Here is an 18,128-nt window from a genome sequence, read left to right on the forward strand (position 1 = left end):
GGCCGACGCCCTTCTGACCAGGGCGGGATGGCGATAGATGCGCACTGATTTGGGTCGGCCGACAACAGAAATATTTTCGATTTACAGAAATTTTCTGCTTGACACGATTTCTGAAAATCGGAACTGATTTGCCCGTCGGGTTGTTTTGTCGCACTCAACCGTCATTGCGAGGCTCGTGCCAAGCGGCGCGCCCTCAGATGCGCAATCGCGCATCGGGGAATGACGACGCAAGAGAGATGGCGACCAACACCGCTTACGTCACGCACCGCCCGGGCTGGAGCAGCTTGGCTACATCGGTCAGGACGCTGACCGGCGGCTCGCAGGCGATGGCGATTTTTCTGGGCGGGGGCTTGGTCACCGGCGGTGTCGGGGCCGGGTTGCGCGTTTCGTTGCGCGCCGCTTTGGCGACAGGCATGCGGACCAGCACCGAGGTATCGGCGACGCCGTCGTGCCGCAGCGTAATGGTCTGGGTCTGCCCGGGCGAGGCGGGAACCGACGCGCGATCGGACTTGCCGGCGCGATTGACGCCGGTTTCGGGCGCCGCAGCCGTAACCTGGCGACCGCCGATCAGGTCGTGGGCGAAGGCGAGCTGGACCGCGCCCGCGCCTAGGGTCAGGGCGATCGCGAGCGAACCGAAAATTCCCTTATGAATCTGTGACATGTTGGTGTGTCCCTCGCCCCATGGCGATCATGAACACAACACGAACCAGGCCGTGCGGGTTCGGCGGACAACCGATCACTTAACCGTGTACGAAAATATTTGAAGGCGCCTGGAACGACTCTCCGGCTTGTGAGTCTTTCCAAAAGCCGGTCATTCCCCCTGCCCCATAGACCGGTGATGTGGGGCGCGACCGTGGTGATGCCGGTCGCGCCCCGCTTTTTATTTTGCGCCTGACAACGAATTGTCCGGCTGGCATTCCGTTCCCCCTGATCGTTGCGGCAAACGCTGGCCGATCGATTTCCGCTTTGTACCCGGCCAAGTACTCAGCCAGGTCGGGCGCGGGGCTTGTTCCCCAGGTAACAGCTTTCCGGCTCGGCAGCGGGCATTCTCCAAATCGAGGGACAAGGGGACGCGGTGGTCGCGCCCCACCTCGCAAACAGGAGAACTGCCATGAACGTGCAGATCAACGACGCTTACGCAGCTCGCTTCGAAGACAGTGCGCTCTCGGACAACGAACTCGACATCGTGTCCGGTGGCGAACGCCATCAGGTATCAAAAGCCCAATACGAAATGCTTCTGGCGGTGCGGATGGTCGTCGCCGGGACGTACAAGGGTTGATCGGTGCTCGGAAGGTCGCGTAGGCCGCCACGGCCCGCGCGCGAGGTAATGCCAGGGAAGCCCGCCACTCAACCCGGCGGGTTTTTCGTTGAAAGCCATGCGAACACGGCCTGGTTTCGTCGCAAATGATGCCCCCCGTCGGCAAAGCCGCCTTGCAGCCTGATAAAAAACCTTGGCAAAAGGTGCCGAGCCGGCTGCCCGGTTGCAGATCTCCCCCGACGAAAGCGATCCCAGCGATGACCCCCAATCCCCAGCAGTTTGCGAGCGACAATTATGCCGGCATTTGCCCGGAAGCGTGGGCGGCGATGGCGGAGGCCAATCAGGGGCACGCGACCGCCTATGGCGACGATCCCTGGACCCAGCGCGCTTCTGATGCGTTCCGGGCGTTGTTCGAGAAGCCGGATGCCGAGGTGTTTTTCGCCTTCAACGGCACCGCCGCCAATTCGCTGGCACTGGCGTCGCTGTGCCAGTCCTATCACAGCGTGATCTGCTCTTCGTCGGCGCATGTGGAGACCGACGAATGCGGCGCGCCGGAATTCTTCTCCAACGGCTCAAAACTTCTGATCGCGGCGAGCGAGGACGGCAAGCTGACGCCGGAGCAGGTGGTCGCCCTCGCCACCGGTCGATCCGACATTCATTTCCCAAAACCGCGCGTGGTCACGATCACGCAGCCGACCGAGACCGGCCAGGTGTATTCGCTGGCTGAAATCCGTGCGCTGTCAGCGACCTGCCGCGAAATCGGCCTGCGGCTGCACATGGACGGCGCCCGCTTTGCCAACGCCTGTGCGTCGCTGAATTGTTCGCCGGCGGAGATGACCTGGAAGGCCGGAGTCGATTTGCTGTGTTTCGGCGGCACCAAGAACGGCATGGCGGTCGGCGAAGCGATCCTGTTTTTCGATCCGCGTCTCGCCGAGGATTTTGACTATCGCTGCAAGCAGGCGGGGCAGCTTGCCTCGAAGATGCGCTTCCTTGCAGCCCCCTGGGTCGGCATGCTGCAGGATGGCGCGTGGCTGCGCAATGCGCAGCATGCCAACGCCGGCGCCGCCCGGCTCGCTGCCGCGGTCGCCGACCTGCCGGATTTCAAGCCGATGTTTCCGGTGGAGGCCAATGCGGTGTTCCTGCGCGCCTCCGCCGACCGGCTGGAAGCGCTGCGCCAGCGCGGCTGGCAATTTTATACTTTCATCGGCGGCGGCGCGCGTTTCATGTTCGCCTGGGACGCCGATCCGGACAGGGTCGATACGCTGGCGCGGGATATCAGGGAGGTGTGTGGGGCGCGCAAGTGAGTGGCGCAGCTCAACTCTATCCTCCGTCGTCCCCGGCGAAGGCCGGGACCCATAACCAACCACCGGCGGCAATTGTTTGCGCGCTGGTCGTTATCTTTCTTTCCAACAATTCCGGCCGCGGCGTATGGGTCCCGGCCTTCGCCGGGACGACGAAAGAAAGCCGGAGCGACGACAAAGAAAAACGGCGCGCTGTGAAGCGCGCCGTTAAGCGATAGCCTTACGAACTAACCCGTCGCCGCCCGTGGGGCGCGATTGCGGGAGTTACGCTGGAAGAACAGCGCCTGGCTCGCCACCGCCGAGACCATCGCGGGCTGGAACGGTTTGGAGATCAGGAACGCCGGCTCCGGACGCTCGCCGGTGAGGAAGCGCTCGGGGTAGGCGGTGATGAACACCACGGGGACCTCGAACACCTTCAACAGCTCGTTGACCGCATCGAGGCCGGACGAGCCGTCGGCGAGCTGGATGTCGGCGAGGATCAGGCCCGGCTTCTTGTTCTTGGCGAGCGCGACCGCATCGGCATGGGTGCGGGCGACGCCAATGACGTTGTGACCGAGGTTCTTCACGAGGCTTTCGAGGTCCATCGCGATGAAGGTCTCGTCCTCGATGATGAGAACGTCGGTGGCGATTTCCGCCGCCATCTCGCGGCCGGCAGCGTCCGCAAGCTTGCGGGTCTCGGCGATGTCGGTGCCGAGGATGAACGAGACTTCTTCTTCGGAAAAACCCTCCAGCGACAGCAGGAGGAAGGCCTGGCGCGGCAACGGCGTGATGTTCGAGAGCCGGCGCTCCGACGGCAGGGCCAGCGTCGCAACATCCGGGTTCTCGTTGACCGAGACTGAATTCCAGATCTGCGTGAACAGCCGGAACAGTCCGGCGCGCGGACCGTGCTTTTCGTCGAGCAGCGAGCCATCCTGCAGCAGGGCCTCCAGCATGGCCCCGACATAAGCGTCACCTGACGACTGGTTTCCGGTCAGCGCGCGGGCGTAGCGCCGCAACAGCGGCAAATGTTCAGCAACGAGCTGTGATCGGGACATCCCCACTCCATCCTTGTCTGAGGCCCGTGCGGGCCACATCTGGGTCGAACCTGAACGCCTGGTCCGGCGTAGCCTATCCTGAAACGGGGCGACCCGGTTCCCCTGTCATCCCCGAATACGCCTGAGCGGCGAAAAAGTTCCTTCAAACAGTTCCCCAATTTCGGAACTTTTCGGGACCCATCGCATTAGGATTTGACCAAGAGCGCGGGCGGCCAAGGCCTAATTTCGAGGAAAAGTCTTGAAATACAAGGTACTTAACACTCGGGGAAGCGTGGATGACATCATGAAAGAAGCAAAGAAGCAGGGCGGTCTCAATGCAGAGATCCAGTCTAGAATCGGCCACCAGCTGCGCGCCATGTATGACGACGTGGTGCGGCAAGGGGTGCCAGACCGCTTTGCGGAGCTGATCCGGAAGCTCGACGGGCCCGAAGCGGCGGTGGCTCAAACGGCCCAACCGGACCAAGCTGCAAAAACTGACGGGAGGGACTAATGCCTCTCACAGATTCACTTCGCGACGACATCCTGGCGTCGGTACCGTCCTTGCGCGCGTTCGCGATCTCGCTCAGCGGCAATGGCGACCGTGCGGACGATCTGGTGCAGGAAACGTTGCTGCGCGCGATCGCCAACATCGACTCGTTCCAGCCCGGTTCGAACCTGCCGGCCTGGCTGTTCACGATCCTGCGCAACCTGTTCCGCTCCGACTATCGCAAGCGGCGGCGCGAGGTCGAGGACGCCGAGGGCAATTACGCCAAGACGCTGAAGACCCAGCCGGCGCAGAACGCGCATCTGGAGTTCGAGGAGTTTCGCGTCGCGCTCGACAAGCTGCCGCAGGACCAGCGCGAAGCCTTGATCCTGGTCGGCGCCTCCGGCTTCTCCTATGAGGACGCTGCCGCCATCTGCGGCTGCGCGGTCGGCACCATCAAGAGCCGCGTCAACCGCGCGCGCTCGAAGCTTTCCGCCCTGCTCTATGTCGACGGCGCCGAGGATTTCGGCCCCGACAACACGGTGCGCGCGGTGATCGGCGGCAACAACTGACATGCACCGGTTCGCATGACGAAAAGGCGGCCCGACCGGGCCGCTTTTTTGTTGTCGGGAAGTTCTGGGTTTCTAGTTCAGGCCGCCGAAGGCGTAGATCAGCACGAGAATTGGCAGGGGTATGCCGAGCATCCATAACAGCAGATAGCGTCCCATGGTGCGTCTCCGTCCGTCATCTGATTGATACGGATAAAATTCTCGAACGAGTAATTTGGTTCCGGAATCGTAGGGTGGGCAAAGGCGCACTTGCGCCGTGCCCACCATCGATCGAATCATTGTTTGAATGGCGGGCACGCTTGCGCTTTGCCCACCCTACGACGTCGCTACTTCACCGGCCGCACCGGGGCGGAGAGCTGTTCGGTGCGGTCGCGTTCGGTCATGTCGACGACGGTGACCATGGGCGCGGTCAGCTCATAGACGTAGCTGACGTCGGTGAAGAAGCGCTTGGCGGTGCCGCCGAGCGCTTCCGGCGCCACGCGGTCAAGCAGGATCAGGCCGAAATCACTGTCCTCGCGCCGCGTCGCCGCTGACGTGTTGAACTCCTCCCAGCGGAAATGGAAAACCGTATCCGGCTCCTCGCCCGATATTTCCCAGTTCGCAACGATATGCGGATGCTTGCCGACCAGCGACAGGCCCTCGTCGGAATGCGACGCCAGTTCGAAGAACAACAGCGACAGCGATTGCGCGGCGCGCGCGCTCACCGCGATGTCAGGACCGTTGACCGCGATGCGATCAGCATGCGGTATCGCGCGCGCCTCGAACAGCCCCTTCAGCTTGACGCCCTGCCACTGGCTCTCGCTCAGCAGCGTGACCACGTTCGACATCGCGTGAATGCGGCCGATCAAAAGCTCGCGCGAGACATCGATGTCGGAGCCGTGGCGCAGCGTTCGCGTCACGATCGACTGGATCACCGCGAGGATGTTCTTGACCCGGTGGTTAAGCTCGTCGATCACGGCCGTCAGCCGCCGCTCGAAGCCGATCCGCACCTGGATCTCGCGGCTGAGCCTTAAGTTGTTGTAGGCGACATAGCCGAACAGGCCGCAGACGATGCCGGTCAGCGCCAGCCCGATCGCCGCCACGATCGCCGCCGTCTGCTGCGCCCGCACGGCCACGTTGGACTTGGCGTAATAGCCGAGCGACCAGTCGCGGCCGCCGAAGGTCACGGTGCGAACCATCGACGGCGCCGGGCCCTCCGGCTTGACCGGTTGCAAGGTGACGACACCCTGGTCGTTGGCGACGAATTCGTCATTGACGTCAGTCGGGTCCTTCAGCACCACCGCAAACAGCGACTGGTCGTCATTGGTCAGCATCAGCGTCGCCAGTTCGTAGGAAAAGGTGACGAAGCCAGCGGCCTCGCTGGAGCCTTCCTGATAGACCGGCGCGGCGAGCACGATTCCGACCGGACCATCCTTGCGCAACAGCGGGATCGGGTCCGACGCGACAGGCTTGCCGCCCTCCATCACCTGCGTCAGCACCGGCCCGATGATCGAGTGGCGGTCGTAAGCGCGGCCTGGAAAGCTCAGCGTATCCGCGCTGCGCGGCTCGAGGTCCATCAGCACGTTGATCGGCTTGTCGATCGCCTTCATGTCCAGCGGCTGGTCGTCGAAATCGCGAATCGTCGGATCGGTGAATCCCGAGCTCTTCAGCACCGCGCGCGCCGCTTCCAGTTCGTCCGGCTTGAGTCGCGCGATCCAGTTGGCGACCACGAAATCGGTCTTGAAGGCGTAGATCGACGCGCGCAGCGGCTGCAGCATGTTGGCCTTGAGCACCGACGGCGCGCGAAACAGGCCGGAGGCGACGCGCGCCAGCAGCTCGCGCTCGGTCAGCCGGTCCTGCACCAGACTGGCGTGGACGTCGATGGCGCGCGCCAGCGCGATGCCGTCAAGGGTCACTTCCTGTTCATGGACGCGATAGGCCGCAAGACCGGAGAGCAGAACTCCGATCAGCGCGATGAAGCCGATAATGAAACCCAGCCGGACCACTCGCTTACTCGGGAATAAAGTGTTGGCGCAGAGAAGAAAACATTCGAGGTCTGCCGGGACGGCAACAAATGTAAACCGGACGACGGCCGATCGCGGGCGAATATGAATGAGCGATCATCAGCACGCAACTAACGGGTTGGCAGCGGGCAACAAGTGGCCGCCGCTAACGCTGATTTCGCGGGGCCAGAAGATGCTAATGAAGCCGGACCCGTTTGGTTCCAGGCATCCCGGCAATATCTTGCGAAGCGATATCCTGTCAGCCTCGCGCCCCGGGATGGCGGATTTAAGAAGGCGCGCCGGCGCAGGGCGGTGGGCCGCGGCCGTTAACCACATCCGGCGGCGTTAACCAGCCTCTATCCAGCCTTGCTCTACCCAACCTTGGCCTTCGGCGCCGGGCGCAGGCCGCCCTTGGTCTCGATGAAGCCGATGATGCGCTCGAGCCCCTCGCTCTTCTTCAGATTGGTCATCACGAAGGGGCGCTCGCCCCGCATCCTCTTGGCGTCGGTATCCATCTTTTCCAGCGACGCGCCGACATGCGGCGCGAGGTCGATCTTGTTGATGACCAAAAGGTCCGAGCGGGTGATGCCCGGCCCGCCCTTGGACGGGATCTTGTCGCCGGCGGCGACGTCGATCACGTAGATCGTGAGATCGGCGAGTTCGGGCGAGAAGGTGGCGGCCAGATTGTCGCCGCCCGACTCGATCAGCACCAGATCGAGATTGGGGAATTTGGCGCGCATGTCGGCGACGGCAGCGAGATTCATCGAGGCGTCCTCGCGGATCGCGGTATGCGGACAACCGCCGGTCTCGACGCCGGCGATGCGGTCCGCCGTCAGCGAGCCCGAGCGCACCAGGAACTCGGCGTCCCATTTGGTGTAGATGTCGTTGGTGATCGCGGCGATGTCGTAACGCTCGCGCATCGATTTGCAGAGCAGGTCCATCAGCGCGGTCTTGCCGGAGCCGACGGGACCGCCGACGCCGACACGCAGGGGGCCGTGAGATTTGGACATTTAAAACATTCCCTCGATTGTCGTCCCGGCGAACGCCGGGACCCATACCGCGTGATCTTTCAGTCGGGCACGATGGCCGACGCTCTTCCGCAACACCATCGCCGGTGGCTATGGGTCCCCCCGATGCGCAATTGCGCATCTGAGTTCGCCGGGACGACGTGTGGAGGGAGAAGTGCCCTGCACATCATGACCGGAACAGCCTCGTATACTGCGTCTCATGCCGAAGACTGGCGAGATCGGCGCGAAACGTTGCGCTGCCGAGATCGTCGAGCGAGGCCTGCAGCGCGCGCTGCGCGGTGGCGACCACCACCGGCTCCAGTGCGGCCAGGATGCGCTGGCTGTCGGTCTGCCCCAATGGCACCAGTCGCGCGCCTGCGGAAATCCAGTTCGAGACCACCGCATGCAGGAACGCATGCATCGCCGGCGCCAGCGGAATTTTGTGCGCGGCGCTGACGAGGCCGACCGCGACGGGATAGATGGTGACGCCGCCGCAAGCTGAAACCAGCTCGTCGAGGCCGTCGCAGGTCCAGGCCGCGCGCGCGATGTCGATGAAGGCGCGGCCCTGGGTCGAGGTTTCGAGCTGGCGCTCGCGCGACGGCACGAAGGCCGCGGCAAGCTCCGTGATCTCGCGCAGCACGGCTCTGTCGTTTGCAGTCGCCGCCCGGTGCGCCTGCGCCAGAAACACGCCGTCGCAAAAGCCCGAGCCGTCGGCCAGCATCGCCGTCAACCACGCGCGCAACGAGGCGGCATCGGTGATGTCACCGGCCTCCACCGCCCATTCGATGCCACTGGAATAGGAGAACGCGCCCACCGGAAAGGCCGGCGACAGCCACGTCATCAGCCGGTACAGCGCCGCTCCCTCGTCTGCCGTCATCCCGTCAGCCGGGACGGGCTCACTTGTGGTCATGAGCATGGGAATGATCGTGGTGGTGATGATCGTGGTCGCAATGCTCGTCATGATGATGGTGGTGGTCGTGATCGTGTGAATGACCGTGCGAGGAATGGTCGTGGCCGGTATGCCCATGCGCGGCTTCCGGTGCATGGGCATGGCCGGCATAGGCGCCGCCTTCGGGATCGAACGGCGCCTCGATCTCGATGATGCGCGCGCCCAGCCCCTTCACCATCGCCTCGATGACATGATCCCTGCGGATGCGCAGGCCCTTCGGCATGATCTGGGTCGGCAGATGGCGGTTGCCGAGATGCCAGGCGACGCGGACGAGATGCAGCGGATCCGTGCCGCGGATCTCGATCAGCGGCTCGGGGGCAGCGACCACCTCGATCAGGCGGCCGTCTTCCAGCACCAGCGCGTCGCCGCCGCGAAGCGCGATGGCGTTTTCCAGGTCGAGCAGGAATTCGAGCCCGCGAGTGCCCGTCATCGCCATGCGCCGCCGGTGCCGATCGTCGAAATCGAGCACCACGGTATCGGCGGCGGCTTCCGTCCAGCGATGCTGGCCCTGAACGCGTGTTGCGCGGATCATCTGAGTTACAGTTTCTCCACCTTGCCGTCGCTGATGATCTCGATCACGGTCGGTGCCGTCTTCATCTGCGACGAATATTCCCGCCACACCTTCATGTGCGGCGCCTTGCCGTGCGCATTGAGGTCGTCGCGGGTCTCCCAGCGCTCCACCACCACATACAGATTGGGATTGTTGACGCTGACATGGCCTTCATAGGAGAGGCAGCCCTTCTCCTTGAGCGTCTCGGCGGTGCAGGCCTTGTGCCCCTTGATGAAGTCGTCCTTGCTTTCCGGCTTCATCGGCGTGGTGGCGATGACGTAGATCATGGATTTTCTCCCTTTGCGTTTCTTGATTAGCGGGTTTCGACTTTTTCGGGGGTGATGTATTCGATCTTCGGCGGCGCGCTCATGCATTTGACCGCGACGCGGCCGAAGGTTTTCATGTGCTCGGCGGTGCGGTGCGGTCCCAGCGCCTCCATGTTCTCCCACTGCTCGACGAACACCATCTTGGAATGGTCGGTGACGCTTTCATGCAGATCATAGGCGATGTTGCCCGGCTCTTTCCGGGTTTCCATGATGCAGGCGGTGGCCGCCGCGATGAAATCGGCGCGCGTTTCAGGCTTGATGGTCAGCGTGGCAACGACGTAAATCACGAAGAATCCTCCCGGATTTTTGTTCTGGCTAAGACTGCCTGGGAGAAACCCTAGTACATGAAATAGCGCTGCGCCATGGGCAGTACCTCGGCCGGCGCGCAGGTCAGAAGCTCGCCGTCTGCGCGTACCTCATAGGTCTCGGCATCGACCTCGATCTTGGGCGTGGCGCCGTTATGGATCATGCTCTTCTTGGAGATGCCGTCCCGGGTATTTTTCACCGGATAGAGCTTTTTGGCGATGCCGAGCTTGCGCGCCAGCCCGCCTGTGATCGCGGCCCTGGAGGTGAACACCACGGATGAAGCGGTCAGCGCCTTGCCGTATGCCGCGAACATCGGCCGGTAATGCACGGGCTGCGGCGTCGGGATCGACGCGTTGGGATCGCCCATCGGAGCTGCCACGATCGAGCCGCCCTTGATGATGCAATCCGGCTTGACGCCAAAGAACGCCGGCGACCACAGCACGAGGTCGGCCATCTTGCCCTTCTCCACCGAGCCGATCAGCTTCGACACGCCATGCGCGATCGCGGGATTGATGGTGTATTTGGCGATGTAGCGCTTGACGCGGAAATTGTCGTTGTTGCCCTTGTCCTCGGGCAGCGAGCCGCGCTGCTTCTTCATCTTGTCCGCAGTCTGCCAGGTGCGGATGATGACCTCGCCGAGCCGGCCCATGGCCTGCGAGTCCGACGACATCATCGAGAGCGCGCCGAGATCGTGCAGAATGTCTTCCGCCGCGATGGTTTCTTTCCGGATGCGGCTTTCGGCGAACGCGAGATCTTCCGCGATCGACGGGTCGAGATGGTGGCACACCATCAGCATGTCGAGATGCTCGTCGATGGTATTGCGCGTGAACGGCCGCGTCGGGTTGGTCGAGGACGGCAGCACGTTCTTCAGGCCGGCAATTTTTATGATATCCGGCGCGTGGCCGCCGCCGGCGCCTTCGGTGTGGAAGGCGTGGATGGTGCGGCCCTTGAAGGCCTTCACTGTGTCTTCGACAAAGCCGGACTCGTTCAGCGTGTCGGAATGCAGCATCACCTGGACGTCGTAATCGTCGGCCACCGACAGGCAGTTGTCGATCGCCGCCGGCGTGGTGCCCCAATCCTCGTGCAGCTTGAGCGCACAGGCGCCGCCCTTGATCATCTCCACCAGCGCCGCCGGGCGCGCCGCGTTGCCCTTGCCGGAAATGCCGAGATTGACCGGAAATGCGTCGAACGACTGGATCATCCGCCCCATGTGCCAGGGGCCGGGCGTACAGGTGGTGGCAAAGGTGCCGTGCGACGGGCCCGTGCCGCCGCCCAGCATCGAGGTGACGCCACTCATCAGCGCGTGTTCGATCTGCTGCGGGCAGATGAAATGGATGTGGCTGTCGAAACCGCCGGCGGTGAGGATTTTTCCCTCGCCTGCGATGATGTCGGTGCCGGGCCCGATCACGATGGTCACACCCGGCTGGATGTCGGGATTGCCGGCCTTGCCGATCGCCGAGATCATACCCTCCTTGATCGCGACGTCGGCTTTCACGATGCCCCAGTGGTCGACGATCAGCGCGTTGGTGATGACGGTGTCCGCCGCGCCCTGCCGGTTGGTGACCTGCGACTGCCCCATGCCGTCGCGGATCACCTTGCCGCCGCCGAATTTCACCTCTTCGCCATAGATGGTGAAATCCTTTTCCACCTCGATGATGAGATCGGTATCGGCCAGCCGCACCCGGTCGCCGGTGGTGGGCCCGAACATGTCGGCATAGACGGAACGTTTGATTTTTACGGACATGAGTTCCTCAAGTTGACGGCGAATATCCGTCGAATTCCCAATGGAAAAGACGGGAAAGCTTTAGAGCAATTTCGTGCCAATCTATTCCTTCGCAAGCCTGAACTCGACTTTCCACAAAAGCAACGAGCGCATGACGATCATATATTTTAGTAAAGACCGTATGCTCGCCCGATCGCACGCCGTCCCCTAGTTCATGCTCATGAAACCAAATGGGCGAACAATAAAGAAGCTGAAAAATTTCGGCTCCATCACTATCGGCCGGTCCTATGTCCAAGGTAAGCCAAAGACCAAAATTCTGCTCATCATCAGGTGTGAACTGTTCCAAGGACGGATAGTCGTTAGGCACCAACGATTTTAGCGTTGCCCGCATTGTCGGCTCACAGCTTGCCCTGTACCTCGCCGCGAAAGCCGTAGACCACACGCTTGCCCGCAAGCGCGACGAGCTGCACGTCGCGGGTCTGGCCGGGTTCGAAGCGGACCGCCGTGCCGGCGGCGATGTCGAGACGCATGCCGCGGGCTTTTTTGCGGTCGAACTTCAGCGCCGGATTGGTTTCGAAGAAATGGTAGTGCGAGCCGACCTGGATCGGCCGGTCGCCGGTATTGGCGACCGTCAGCGTCACGGTCTTGCGGCCGGCATTGAGTTCGATCTCGCCGTCCTGGATGAAGCGTTCACCGGGGATCATCTTCGTTTACCTCACAACACTTTGTTACGTCATGGCCGGGCATAGCCGTCTGAAGGACGGCGTCGCTTCCGCTCGCCTATGTCCCGGCCATCCACGTCTTACTTGCGGTTCGAAAGACGTGGATGCCCGGGACAAGCCCGGGCATGACGAGATAGCGGATGCTTGTCATCGTATCGGCTCATGCACGGTGACGAGTTTGGTGCCGTCCGGAAACGTCGCCTCGACCTGGATGTCGTGGATCATCTCGGGAATCCCATCCATGCACTGCGCCCGCGTAATCACCTGCGCGCCGGCCTGCATCAGATCGGCCACCGTACGGCCGTCGCGCGCGCCCTCGACGATGAAATCGGAAATGATCGCGATCGCTTCGGGGTGGTTGAGCTTGACGCCGCGCTCCAGCCTGCGGCGCGCCACCATCGCGGCCATCGAGATCAGGAGCTTGTCTTTTTCGCGGGGGGAGAGATTCATGCGGGCACTCGAGTAATGGATCGATCTTAGTTGAGCCAGAGACGTTAATTAAGCCAGAGTCTTGGCAGCGGCACGCCGGAGGCGCGGCCGAGCACGGTCATCATGTCGGCGCGGAGCCGCGCCGCATCTTGGGCACAGAAGCGCGCCATTGCAAATCCATTCCACGCGGAGATTCCGACCTCGCCGCCGAACGTGTCAGCAGCTTCGCGGATCCGCTCCACTACGGCTTCATCGCCGGGCACGATCAGCGCGGTGCCGATGGCAACGCCGCCTTTGGCGATGGCGGGTTGCGCGAGCTTTGCGCCGATATCGCCGGCGAGCTGGATGGTTTCGGCAAACACCAGCCGGCCACCGCGGCGCAGCCGCCAGCGATCGACGAACTCGCCATGCAGCATCCGCTCGCCCATCGCGGCGCGGCCGAACACCACGATTTCGCACAGCAAAAGCGAGGCGTCATCCGCCAGGTCGATATCGATGCGCCGCAAGATCCGCGCACGGTCGAACAGGATGGTCTCCTGTGGCAACCAGGAAAGGTGCGCCCCCGCCTCGGCCCTGAGCGCAATGTTGAGCTGGGCCGCAGGTCCCGGCGCGCGATAGACCTTCTCGGCCGCCGCGGTCGTCAGCGTCAGCCGCGCGCCCTCACCGGCCGCAATGTCGATGTCGAAACGGTCGTCGCCGGCGATGCCGCCGGCCGTGTTGACGAACACGCCGGACAGGCCGTCGTCTTCGGGCGAGGGAAACCGCACGCGCAGCGAGCCGGATTCATGCAAAGTCCCGCGGCGGGTGACACCATCCTGCAGCCGCACGTCGAACTTGACCGCGCCCCGGGCCCGGTTGTCAGCGAAAGTCGATGAAGCTGCGCCCGTCGATTCGGTCCGCATCCGTTCCCCAAAACCGGCCGCCGCGGCTCAATCCGTTTTAAAGTTACAGCGCCATCTGGCGGCTGATCTCGGCGGGATCCATCGCGCTCCGCTCGCACGCATATTTCACCGCGCCCCGGTCCATGACCGCGAAATTGTCGCCGAGCTCGCAGGCAAAGTCGAGATATTGTTCGACCAGCACGATCGCCATGGTGCCGAGGCTGCGCAGATAGGAGATGGCGCGGCCGATATCCTTGATGATCGAGGGCTGGATCCCCTCGGTCGGCTCGTCGAGCAGCAGCAGTTTCGGCCGCATCACCAGCGCCCGGCCAATCGCGAGCTGCTGCTGCTGGCCGCCGGAGAGGTCGCCGCCGCGCCGGCCGAGCATCGAGTTCAGAACCGGAAACAGCGAGAACACGTCGTCGGGAATATTGCGGTCGTCACGCTTCAGCGGGCCAAAGCCGGTCTTGAGATTTTCCTCCACCGTCAGCAGCGGAAAAATCTCGCGGCCCTGCGGCACGAAGCCGATGCCTTTTCGGGCCCGCTCATACGGCTTGAGGCCGGTGATATCGTCGCCGTTGAGCGTGATCGAACCCGAGGCAATCGGATATTGGCCAACCATCGCGCGCAGCAGCGAGGTCTTGCCGACGCCGTTGCGGCCGAGCACGCAGGTCACCTTGCCGGGCTCGGCCTTGATCGAGACGCCGCGCAGCGCCTGCGCCGCGCCGTAATAGAGGCTGATGTTGTCAACGTTTAACATGCGATGCCCTTTTCGGGCGAATGGCGCGTAGCGAATGGCGAATAGTAAAAAGAACCCATTCGCTATTCGCCATTCGCTACTCGCCCTCTACCTTCCCAGATACACTTCGACCACGCGATCATTGCGCGAAACCTGGTCGATGGTTCCCTCCGCCAACACGGTGCCTTCGTGCAGGCAGGTCACCTTGACGCCGAGTTCGCGTACGAAGGTCATGTCGTGCTCGACCACCATGATGGTCTTGTCCTTGTTGATTTCCTTGAGCAGCTCGGCGGTCTGATGGGTCTCGACGTCGGTCATGCCGGCAACGGGCTCGTCGACCAGCAGCAGTTTCGGATCCTGCGCCAGCAGCATGCCGATCTCGAGCCATTGTTTCTGGCCGTGCGACAGGCTCCCGGCGAGCTTGGTCCGCGAATCCTTCAAGCGGATGGTTTCCAGCACGCGCTCGATGCGCTCGGCGTCGGGCTTGCTGCCGCGCCAGAACAGCGTGCCCTTGACGCTGTGATCGACATTGAGCGCCAGCAACAGATTGTCCTCGATGGTCTGGCTCTCGAACACCGTCGGCTTCTGGAATTTGCGGCCGATGCCGAGTTCGGCGATGCGGGTTTCATCGAGGCGCGTCAGGTCGGTGACGCCGTCGAACAGCACCACCCCCTCGTCCGGCTTGGTCTTGCCGGTGATGATGTCCATCATCGTGGTCTTGCCGGCGCCGTTGGGGCCGATGATGGCGCGCATCTCGCCCGGCTCCAGCGTCAGCGACAGATTGTTGATGGCGTGGAAGCCGTCGAACGAGACGTGCACGCCGTCGAGATAGAGCAGCGCGGACGTCGTCCTGGTATTCATCGCGTTCATGCGCTCACTCCGCCGGCTTCGGTGCGCTGATGCCGTCTTCGCGCGCGGCACTTTCGGCGTTGAGGCGCCTTGCGCTCCACGGCTCATACCAGGCATTGAAGGTGCCGATGATGCCCTTCGGCAGCAACAACGTCACCAGGATGAACAGCGCGCCCAGCATGAACAGCCAATACGGCGCCAGCGGACCCGAGGTGAACACGGTTTTCGCGTAATTGACCACGATGGCGCCGAGCGCAGCCCCGATCAGCGTGCCGCGGCCGCCGACCGCCACCCAGATCACCGCCTCGATCGAATTGCCCGGCGCGAATTCGCCGGGGTTGATGATGCCGACCTGCGGCACATACAGCGCGCCGGCGACGCCGGCCATGCAGGCCGACAGCGTGAACACGAACAGCTTGTAGGATTCGACGCGGTAGCCCAGAAATCGCGTGCGCGACTCGGCGTCGCGGATCGCGATCAGCACCTTGCCGAGTTTCGACGTCACCACCGCGCGGCAGATCAGGAAAGCGATGATGAGCGCCAGGCAGCTCAGGATGAACAAAGCGGCGCGGGTGCCGTCGGCCTGGACGTTGAAGCCCAGAATGTCCTTGAAGTCGGTCAGGCCGTTATTGCCGCCGAAGCCGAAATCGTTGCGGAAGAACGCCAGCAGCAGCGCGTAGGTCATCGCCTGCGTGATGATCGACAGATAGACGCCGGTGACGCGGGAGCGGAACGCCAGCCAGCCGAAGCAGAAGGCGAGCAGGCCCGGCACGACCAAGACCATCAGCGCCGCGAACCAGAACATATCAAAACCGTACCAGTACCAAGGCAGCGACGGATAGTTCAGGAACACCATGAAGTCGGGCAGGACCGGATTGCCGTAGACGCCGCGGCTGCCGATCTGTCGCATCAGGTACATGCCCATCGCGTAACCGCCGAGCGCGAAGAACGCGCCATGGCCGAGCGAGAGAATGCCGCAATAGCCCCAGATCAGATCGATCGAGAGCGCCAGAATGGCGTAGCAGACATATTTGCCGAACAGGGCGACCAGATAGGTCGGCACCTGGAACATCGATCCAGCGGGCAGAAGCAGGTTCGACAGCGGGATCAGCACGCCGAGACCGGCGACGATCAAGAGGAAGACGGTCGCGCTGCGATCCAGCGAGCGGGTGAGGACATGCGGCGTCATAGGTGGTCACCTCTCCCGCTTGCGGGGGAGCATAGGTCGCCTACGGCGACCGTTCTTAGCCGAGAACGCCGAAGCGAAGCTTCGGCTATGGCGCTCGTCAGAGCGCGGCGGGTGGGGGTGTCTCCACTAGGCGACGGCGCTCGTGGAGAGACCCCCACCCCAGCCCTCCCCCGCAAGCGGGAGAGGGAGTCAGAGCGCAGCGCGGTGAAGCATCCCATTGCAACATGCGGCGTCATGCTTCGATCGCCCGTCCCTTGAGCGCGAACAGGCCGCGCGGCCGCTTCTGGATGAACAGGATGATCAGCACCAGGATCGCGATCTTGCCGAGCACGGCCCCCGCCACCGGCTCCAGGAACTTGTTGGCGATGCCGAGCGTGAAGGCCCCCACCAGCGTGCCCCAGAGATTGCCGACGCCGCCGAACACCACCACCATGAAGCTGTCGATGATGTAGCTCTGGCCGAGGTTGGGGCTGACATTGTCGATCTGCGACAGCGCCACGCCGGCGATCCCGGCGATGCCGGAGCCGAGGCCGAAGGTAAGCGCGTCGACGCGCGAGGTGGCGATGCCCATCGACGCCGCCATGCGGCGGTTCTGCGTCACCGCGCGCATCTCGAGCCCGAGCGCCGTGTAGCGCAGCATCGCGAGCAGGATGGCGAACACCGCCAGCGTGAAACAGAGGATCCAGAGCCGGTTGTAGGTGATGGTGATCTGGCCGAGTTCGAACGCGCCGCTCATCCAGGAGGGATTGCCGACTTCGCGGTTGGTGGGGCCGAACGCGGTGCGCACCGCCTGCTGCAGCACCAGCGAGAGACCCCAGGTCGCGAGCAGGGTTTCCAGCGGGCGGCCGTAGAGGAAGCGGATGATGCTGCGCTCGATCAGGACGCCGATCGCGCCCGCAACAAGGAAGGCCGATGGCACCGCGATGAGCAGCGAATAGTCGAACAGGCCGGGATAGCTGGTGCGGATGACCTCCTGCACCACGAAGGTGGTGTAGGCGCCCAGCATCACCATTTCGCCGTGGGCCATGTTGATGACGCCCATCACGCCGAAGGTGATCGCCAGCCCGATCGCCGCCAGCAGCAGCACCGAGCCGAGCGACAGGCCGTACCAGGCGTTCTGCACCATCGACCACATTGCAAGATTGCTTTGGATCGCGGAGATCGCGCTGCTAGCAGCCTGCGCCACCGGCGGCGACGCATCGCTGCCGAGGCCCGTCAACAGCGCGAGCGCTTCCTGATCGCCGCGCGCCTTGATGATGGCGATGGACTCCAGCTTCTCTGCGTCTGACGCATCCGCCTTGTAGAGCAGGATGGCGGCGCGGGCCTCGGCAAAGGCCGCCTTCACCGCCTTGTTGGTCTCCTTCGCCAGCGCGCCGTCGATGACCAAAAGCGCGGCTTCGTCATGGCTCTTGAAGACCGATTGCGCGGCCGTCAGCCGCTTGGCCGGATCCGGCGACAGCAGCGTCAGACCGCCGAGGGCGGCCTCCACGGTGCGGCGCAGGCGGTTGTTGAGGCGGACGGCAGCGGCACCCGCGGGCAGGCTGGCCACCGCGGCCCCGGTTGCCGCATCGATGATCTTGCCGTCGGCCCCCGTGACGAAAACTTTCTTGGATTCCGGATCGGCCGACAGCCGGCCGTCCTGCAGCGCGCTGATGATCGGAAAGGCCAGCGGATTGCCCGAGGTCGCGACCGCGCCGATCGCCTCGTCGGTGTCGGAGAACTCGTCATTGGCGAATTTAGCGACCGCATCCTCGAACGGTCCCGCCAGCGCCGGCACAGCGAACGCTGCGATCAGGAAAAATGACAGAACAATAGCGCGAAGACGGTCAAAGAAATTGGCAGGCACGTTAC

Annotated in this window: 21 protein-coding genes; 4 read left to right on the forward strand and 17 right to left on the reverse strand. The window is 63.3% G+C overall.

What is annotated here, in order from left to right; genetic code table 11:
* Positions 1-253 precede the first annotated feature (253 nt).
* Positions 254-661 (reverse strand): hypothetical protein, encoded by a 408-nt coding sequence (locus JQ609_RS22135; RefSeq protein ID WP_212274959.1) that lies wholly within the window; start codon positions 659-661, stop codon positions 254-256.
* A 450-nt stretch (positions 662-1,111) separates the two neighbouring features.
* Here JQ609_RS22135 and JQ609_RS22140 point away from each other — a divergent pair, with 450 nt between their 5' ends.
* Both JQ609_RS22140 and JQ609_RS22145 read left to right on the forward strand, forming a co-directional pair.
* Positions 1,112-1,279, forward strand: a complete 168-nt coding sequence (locus JQ609_RS22140; protein WP_212206349.1) for a hypothetical protein — start codon at positions 1,112-1,114, stop codon at positions 1,277-1,279.
* Between the two features lie 236 nt (positions 1,280-1,515).
* Entirely contained in the window at positions 1,516-2,562 is a 1,047-nt protein-coding gene (locus JQ609_RS22145; RefSeq protein ID WP_212274960.1) for a low specificity L-threonine aldolase, read from the forward strand.
* 224 nt (positions 2,563-2,786) lie between these two features.
* Here the strand turns inward: JQ609_RS22145 and JQ609_RS22150 are convergent, their stop codons facing one another.
* Complete coding sequence (locus JQ609_RS22150) at positions 2,787-3,593, reverse strand: response regulator (protein ID WP_212206346.1); 807 nt, start codon at positions 3,591-3,593, stop codon at positions 2,787-2,789.
* Between the two features lie 283 nt (positions 3,594-3,876).
* Between JQ609_RS22150 and JQ609_RS22155 the strand changes: the two genes are divergently transcribed.
* Entirely contained in the window at positions 3,877-4,083 is a 207-nt protein-coding gene (locus JQ609_RS22155) for a NepR family anti-sigma factor (protein ID WP_212206344.1), read from the forward strand.
* Complete coding sequence (locus tag JQ609_RS22160) at positions 4,083-4,628, forward strand: sigma-70 family RNA polymerase sigma factor (protein ID WP_192737176.1); 546 nt, start codon at positions 4,083-4,085, stop codon at positions 4,626-4,628. Before JQ609_RS22155 ends, JQ609_RS22160 begins: the two co-directional genes overlap by 1 nt.
* A 323-nt stretch (positions 4,629-4,951) precedes the next feature.
* Here the strand turns inward: JQ609_RS22160 and JQ609_RS22165 are convergent, their stop codons facing one another.
* From JQ609_RS22165 to urtB, 15 genes are all read right to left on the reverse strand, one after another.
* The gene (locus JQ609_RS22165; RefSeq protein WP_212274961.1) at positions 4,952-6,610 is read right to left on the reverse strand and encodes an HWE histidine kinase domain-containing protein; all 1,659 of its coding nucleotides are present in this window, start codon (positions 6,608-6,610) and stop codon (positions 4,952-4,954) included.
* 368 nt (positions 6,611-6,978) lie between these two features.
* Positions 6,979-7,617, reverse strand: coding sequence for an urease accessory protein UreG (ureG, locus tag JQ609_RS22170; RefSeq protein WP_212274962.1), 639 nt, complete (start codon positions 7,615-7,617; stop codon positions 6,979-6,981).
* A gap of 184 nt (positions 7,618-7,801) precedes the next feature.
* On the reverse strand, positions 7,802-8,530 hold the full coding sequence (locus JQ609_RS22175) for an urease accessory protein UreF (RefSeq protein WP_212275022.1): 729 nt from the start codon (positions 8,528-8,530) through the stop codon (positions 7,802-7,804).
* Positions 8,511-9,095: an urease accessory protein UreE gene (gene ureE / locus JQ609_RS22180; protein WP_212274963.1), complete on the reverse strand. Its 585-nt coding sequence runs from the start codon at positions 9,093-9,095 to the stop codon at positions 8,511-8,513. Before ureE ends, JQ609_RS22175 begins: the two co-directional genes overlap by 20 nt.
* Positions 9,096-9,100: 5 nt before the next feature.
* Positions 9,101-9,400 (reverse strand): putative quinol monooxygenase, encoded by a 300-nt coding sequence (locus tag JQ609_RS22185; protein WP_212274964.1) that lies wholly within the window; start codon positions 9,398-9,400, stop codon positions 9,101-9,103.
* A 26-nt stretch (positions 9,401-9,426) separates the two neighbouring features.
* Positions 9,427-9,726 (reverse strand): putative quinol monooxygenase, encoded by a 300-nt coding sequence (locus JQ609_RS22190; protein ID WP_192737171.1) that lies wholly within the window; start codon positions 9,724-9,726, stop codon positions 9,427-9,429.
* 50 nt (positions 9,727-9,776) lie between these two features.
* Positions 9,777-11,489 (reverse strand): urease subunit alpha, encoded by a 1,713-nt coding sequence (gene ureC, locus JQ609_RS22195; protein ID WP_212274965.1) that lies wholly within the window; start codon positions 11,487-11,489, stop codon positions 9,777-9,779.
* A 7-nt stretch (positions 11,490-11,496) separates the two neighbouring features.
* Entirely contained in the window at positions 11,497-11,859 is a 363-nt protein-coding gene (locus JQ609_RS22200) for an immunity 8 family protein (protein ID WP_283813880.1), read from the reverse strand.
* A 7-nt stretch (positions 11,860-11,866) separates the two neighbouring features.
* Positions 11,867-12,172 (reverse strand): urease subunit beta, encoded by a 306-nt coding sequence (locus JQ609_RS22205; RefSeq protein ID WP_212206313.1) that lies wholly within the window; start codon positions 12,170-12,172, stop codon positions 11,867-11,869.
* 165 nt (positions 12,173-12,337) lie between these two features.
* A complete protein-coding gene (locus JQ609_RS22210) occupies positions 12,338-12,640 on the reverse strand; it encodes an urease subunit gamma (RefSeq protein WP_192737167.1) in 303 nt (100 codons plus the stop codon).
* 44 nt (positions 12,641-12,684) lie between these two features.
* Entirely contained in the window at positions 12,685-13,521 is an 837-nt protein-coding gene (locus JQ609_RS22215) for an urease accessory protein UreD (RefSeq protein ID WP_212274967.1), read from the reverse strand.
* A 43-nt stretch (positions 13,522-13,564) separates the two neighbouring features.
* A complete protein-coding gene (urtE, locus tag JQ609_RS22220; protein ID WP_212274968.1) occupies positions 13,565-14,260 on the reverse strand; it encodes an urea ABC transporter ATP-binding subunit UrtE in 696 nt (231 codons plus the stop codon).
* Between the two features lie 87 nt (positions 14,261-14,347).
* Complete coding sequence (gene urtD, locus JQ609_RS22225) at positions 14,348-15,109, reverse strand: urea ABC transporter ATP-binding protein UrtD (protein ID WP_212206303.1); 762 nt, start codon at positions 15,107-15,109, stop codon at positions 14,348-14,350.
* A gap of 4 nt (positions 15,110-15,113) precedes the next feature.
* Positions 15,114-16,277, reverse strand: a complete 1,164-nt coding sequence (gene urtC / locus JQ609_RS22230; protein ID WP_212274969.1) for an urea ABC transporter permease subunit UrtC — start codon at positions 16,275-16,277, stop codon at positions 15,114-15,116.
* Positions 16,278-16,509: 232 nt separating this feature from the next.
* Positions 16,510-18,123, reverse strand: a complete 1,614-nt coding sequence (gene urtB / locus JQ609_RS22235) for an urea ABC transporter permease subunit UrtB (protein WP_212274970.1) — start codon at positions 18,121-18,123, stop codon at positions 16,510-16,512.
* Positions 18,124-18,128 lie beyond the last annotated feature (5 nt).

The sequence above is a fragment of the Bradyrhizobium sp. AUGA SZCCT0169 genome (genome assembly GCF_018130085.1).
In the GTDB taxonomy this organism is placed as follows: Bacteria; Pseudomonadota; Alphaproteobacteria; order Rhizobiales; family Xanthobacteraceae; genus Bradyrhizobium.

Bases quoted from the DNA above. Each gene is read 5' to 3' on its own strand.
- JQ609_RS22215 (WP_212274967.1), bottom strand. From the start codon at position 13,521: ATGCGGACCGAATCGACGGGCGCAGCTTCATCGACTTTCGCTGACAAC.
- ureC (WP_212274965.1), bottom strand. From the start codon at position 11,489: ATGTCCGTAAAAATCAAACGTTCCGTCTATGCCGACATGTTCGGGCCC.
- JQ609_RS22150 (WP_212206346.1), bottom strand. From the start codon at position 3,593: ATGTCCCGATCACAGCTCGTTGCTGAACATTTGCCGCTGTTGCGGCGC.
- JQ609_RS22210 (WP_192737167.1), bottom strand. From the start codon at position 12,640: ATGAATCTCTCCCCCCGCGAAAAAGACAAGCTCCTGATCTCGATGGCC.
- ureE (WP_212274963.1), bottom strand. From the start codon at position 9,095: ATGATCCGCGCAACACGCGTTCAGGGCCAGCATCGCTGGACGGAAGCC.
- JQ609_RS22155 (WP_212206344.1), top strand. From the start codon at position 3,877: ATGAAAGAAGCAAAGAAGCAGGGCGGTCTCAATGCAGAGATCCAGTCT.
- JQ609_RS22200 (WP_283813880.1), bottom strand. From the start codon at position 11,859: ATGCGGGCAACGCTAAAATCGTTGGTGCCTAACGACTATCCGTCCTTG.
- urtD (WP_212206303.1), bottom strand. From the start codon at position 15,109: ATGAACGCGATGAATACCAGGACGACGTCCGCGCTGCTCTATCTCGAC.
- JQ609_RS22185 (WP_212274964.1), bottom strand. From the start codon at position 9,400: ATGATCTACGTCATCGCCACCACGCCGATGAAGCCGGAAAGCAAGGAC.
- ureG (WP_212274962.1), bottom strand. From the start codon at position 7,617: ATGTCCAAATCTCACGGCCCCCTGCGTGTCGGCGTCGGCGGTCCCGTC.
- urtE (WP_212274968.1), bottom strand. From the start codon at position 14,260: ATGTTAAACGTTGACAACATCAGCCTCTATTACGGCGCGGCGCAGGCG.
- urtC (WP_212274969.1), bottom strand. From the start codon at position 16,277: ATGACGCCGCATGTCCTCACCCGCTCGCTGGATCGCAGCGCGACCGTC.
- JQ609_RS22205 (WP_212206313.1), bottom strand. From the start codon at position 12,172: ATGATCCCCGGTGAACGCTTCATCCAGGACGGCGAGATCGAACTCAAT.
- JQ609_RS22135 (WP_212274959.1), bottom strand. From the start codon at position 661: ATGTCACAGATTCATAAGGGAATTTTCGGTTCGCTCGCGATCGCCCTG.
- JQ609_RS22160 (WP_192737176.1), top strand. From the start codon at position 4,083: ATGCCTCTCACAGATTCACTTCGCGACGACATCCTGGCGTCGGTACCG.
- JQ609_RS22140 (WP_212206349.1), top strand. From the start codon at position 1,112: ATGAACGTGCAGATCAACGACGCTTACGCAGCTCGCTTCGAAGACAGT.
- JQ609_RS22145 (WP_212274960.1), top strand. From the start codon at position 1,516: ATGACCCCCAATCCCCAGCAGTTTGCGAGCGACAATTATGCCGGCATT.
- JQ609_RS22175 (WP_212275022.1), bottom strand. From the start codon at position 8,530: ATGCTCATGACCACAAGTGAGCCCGTCCCGGCTGACGGGATGACGGCA.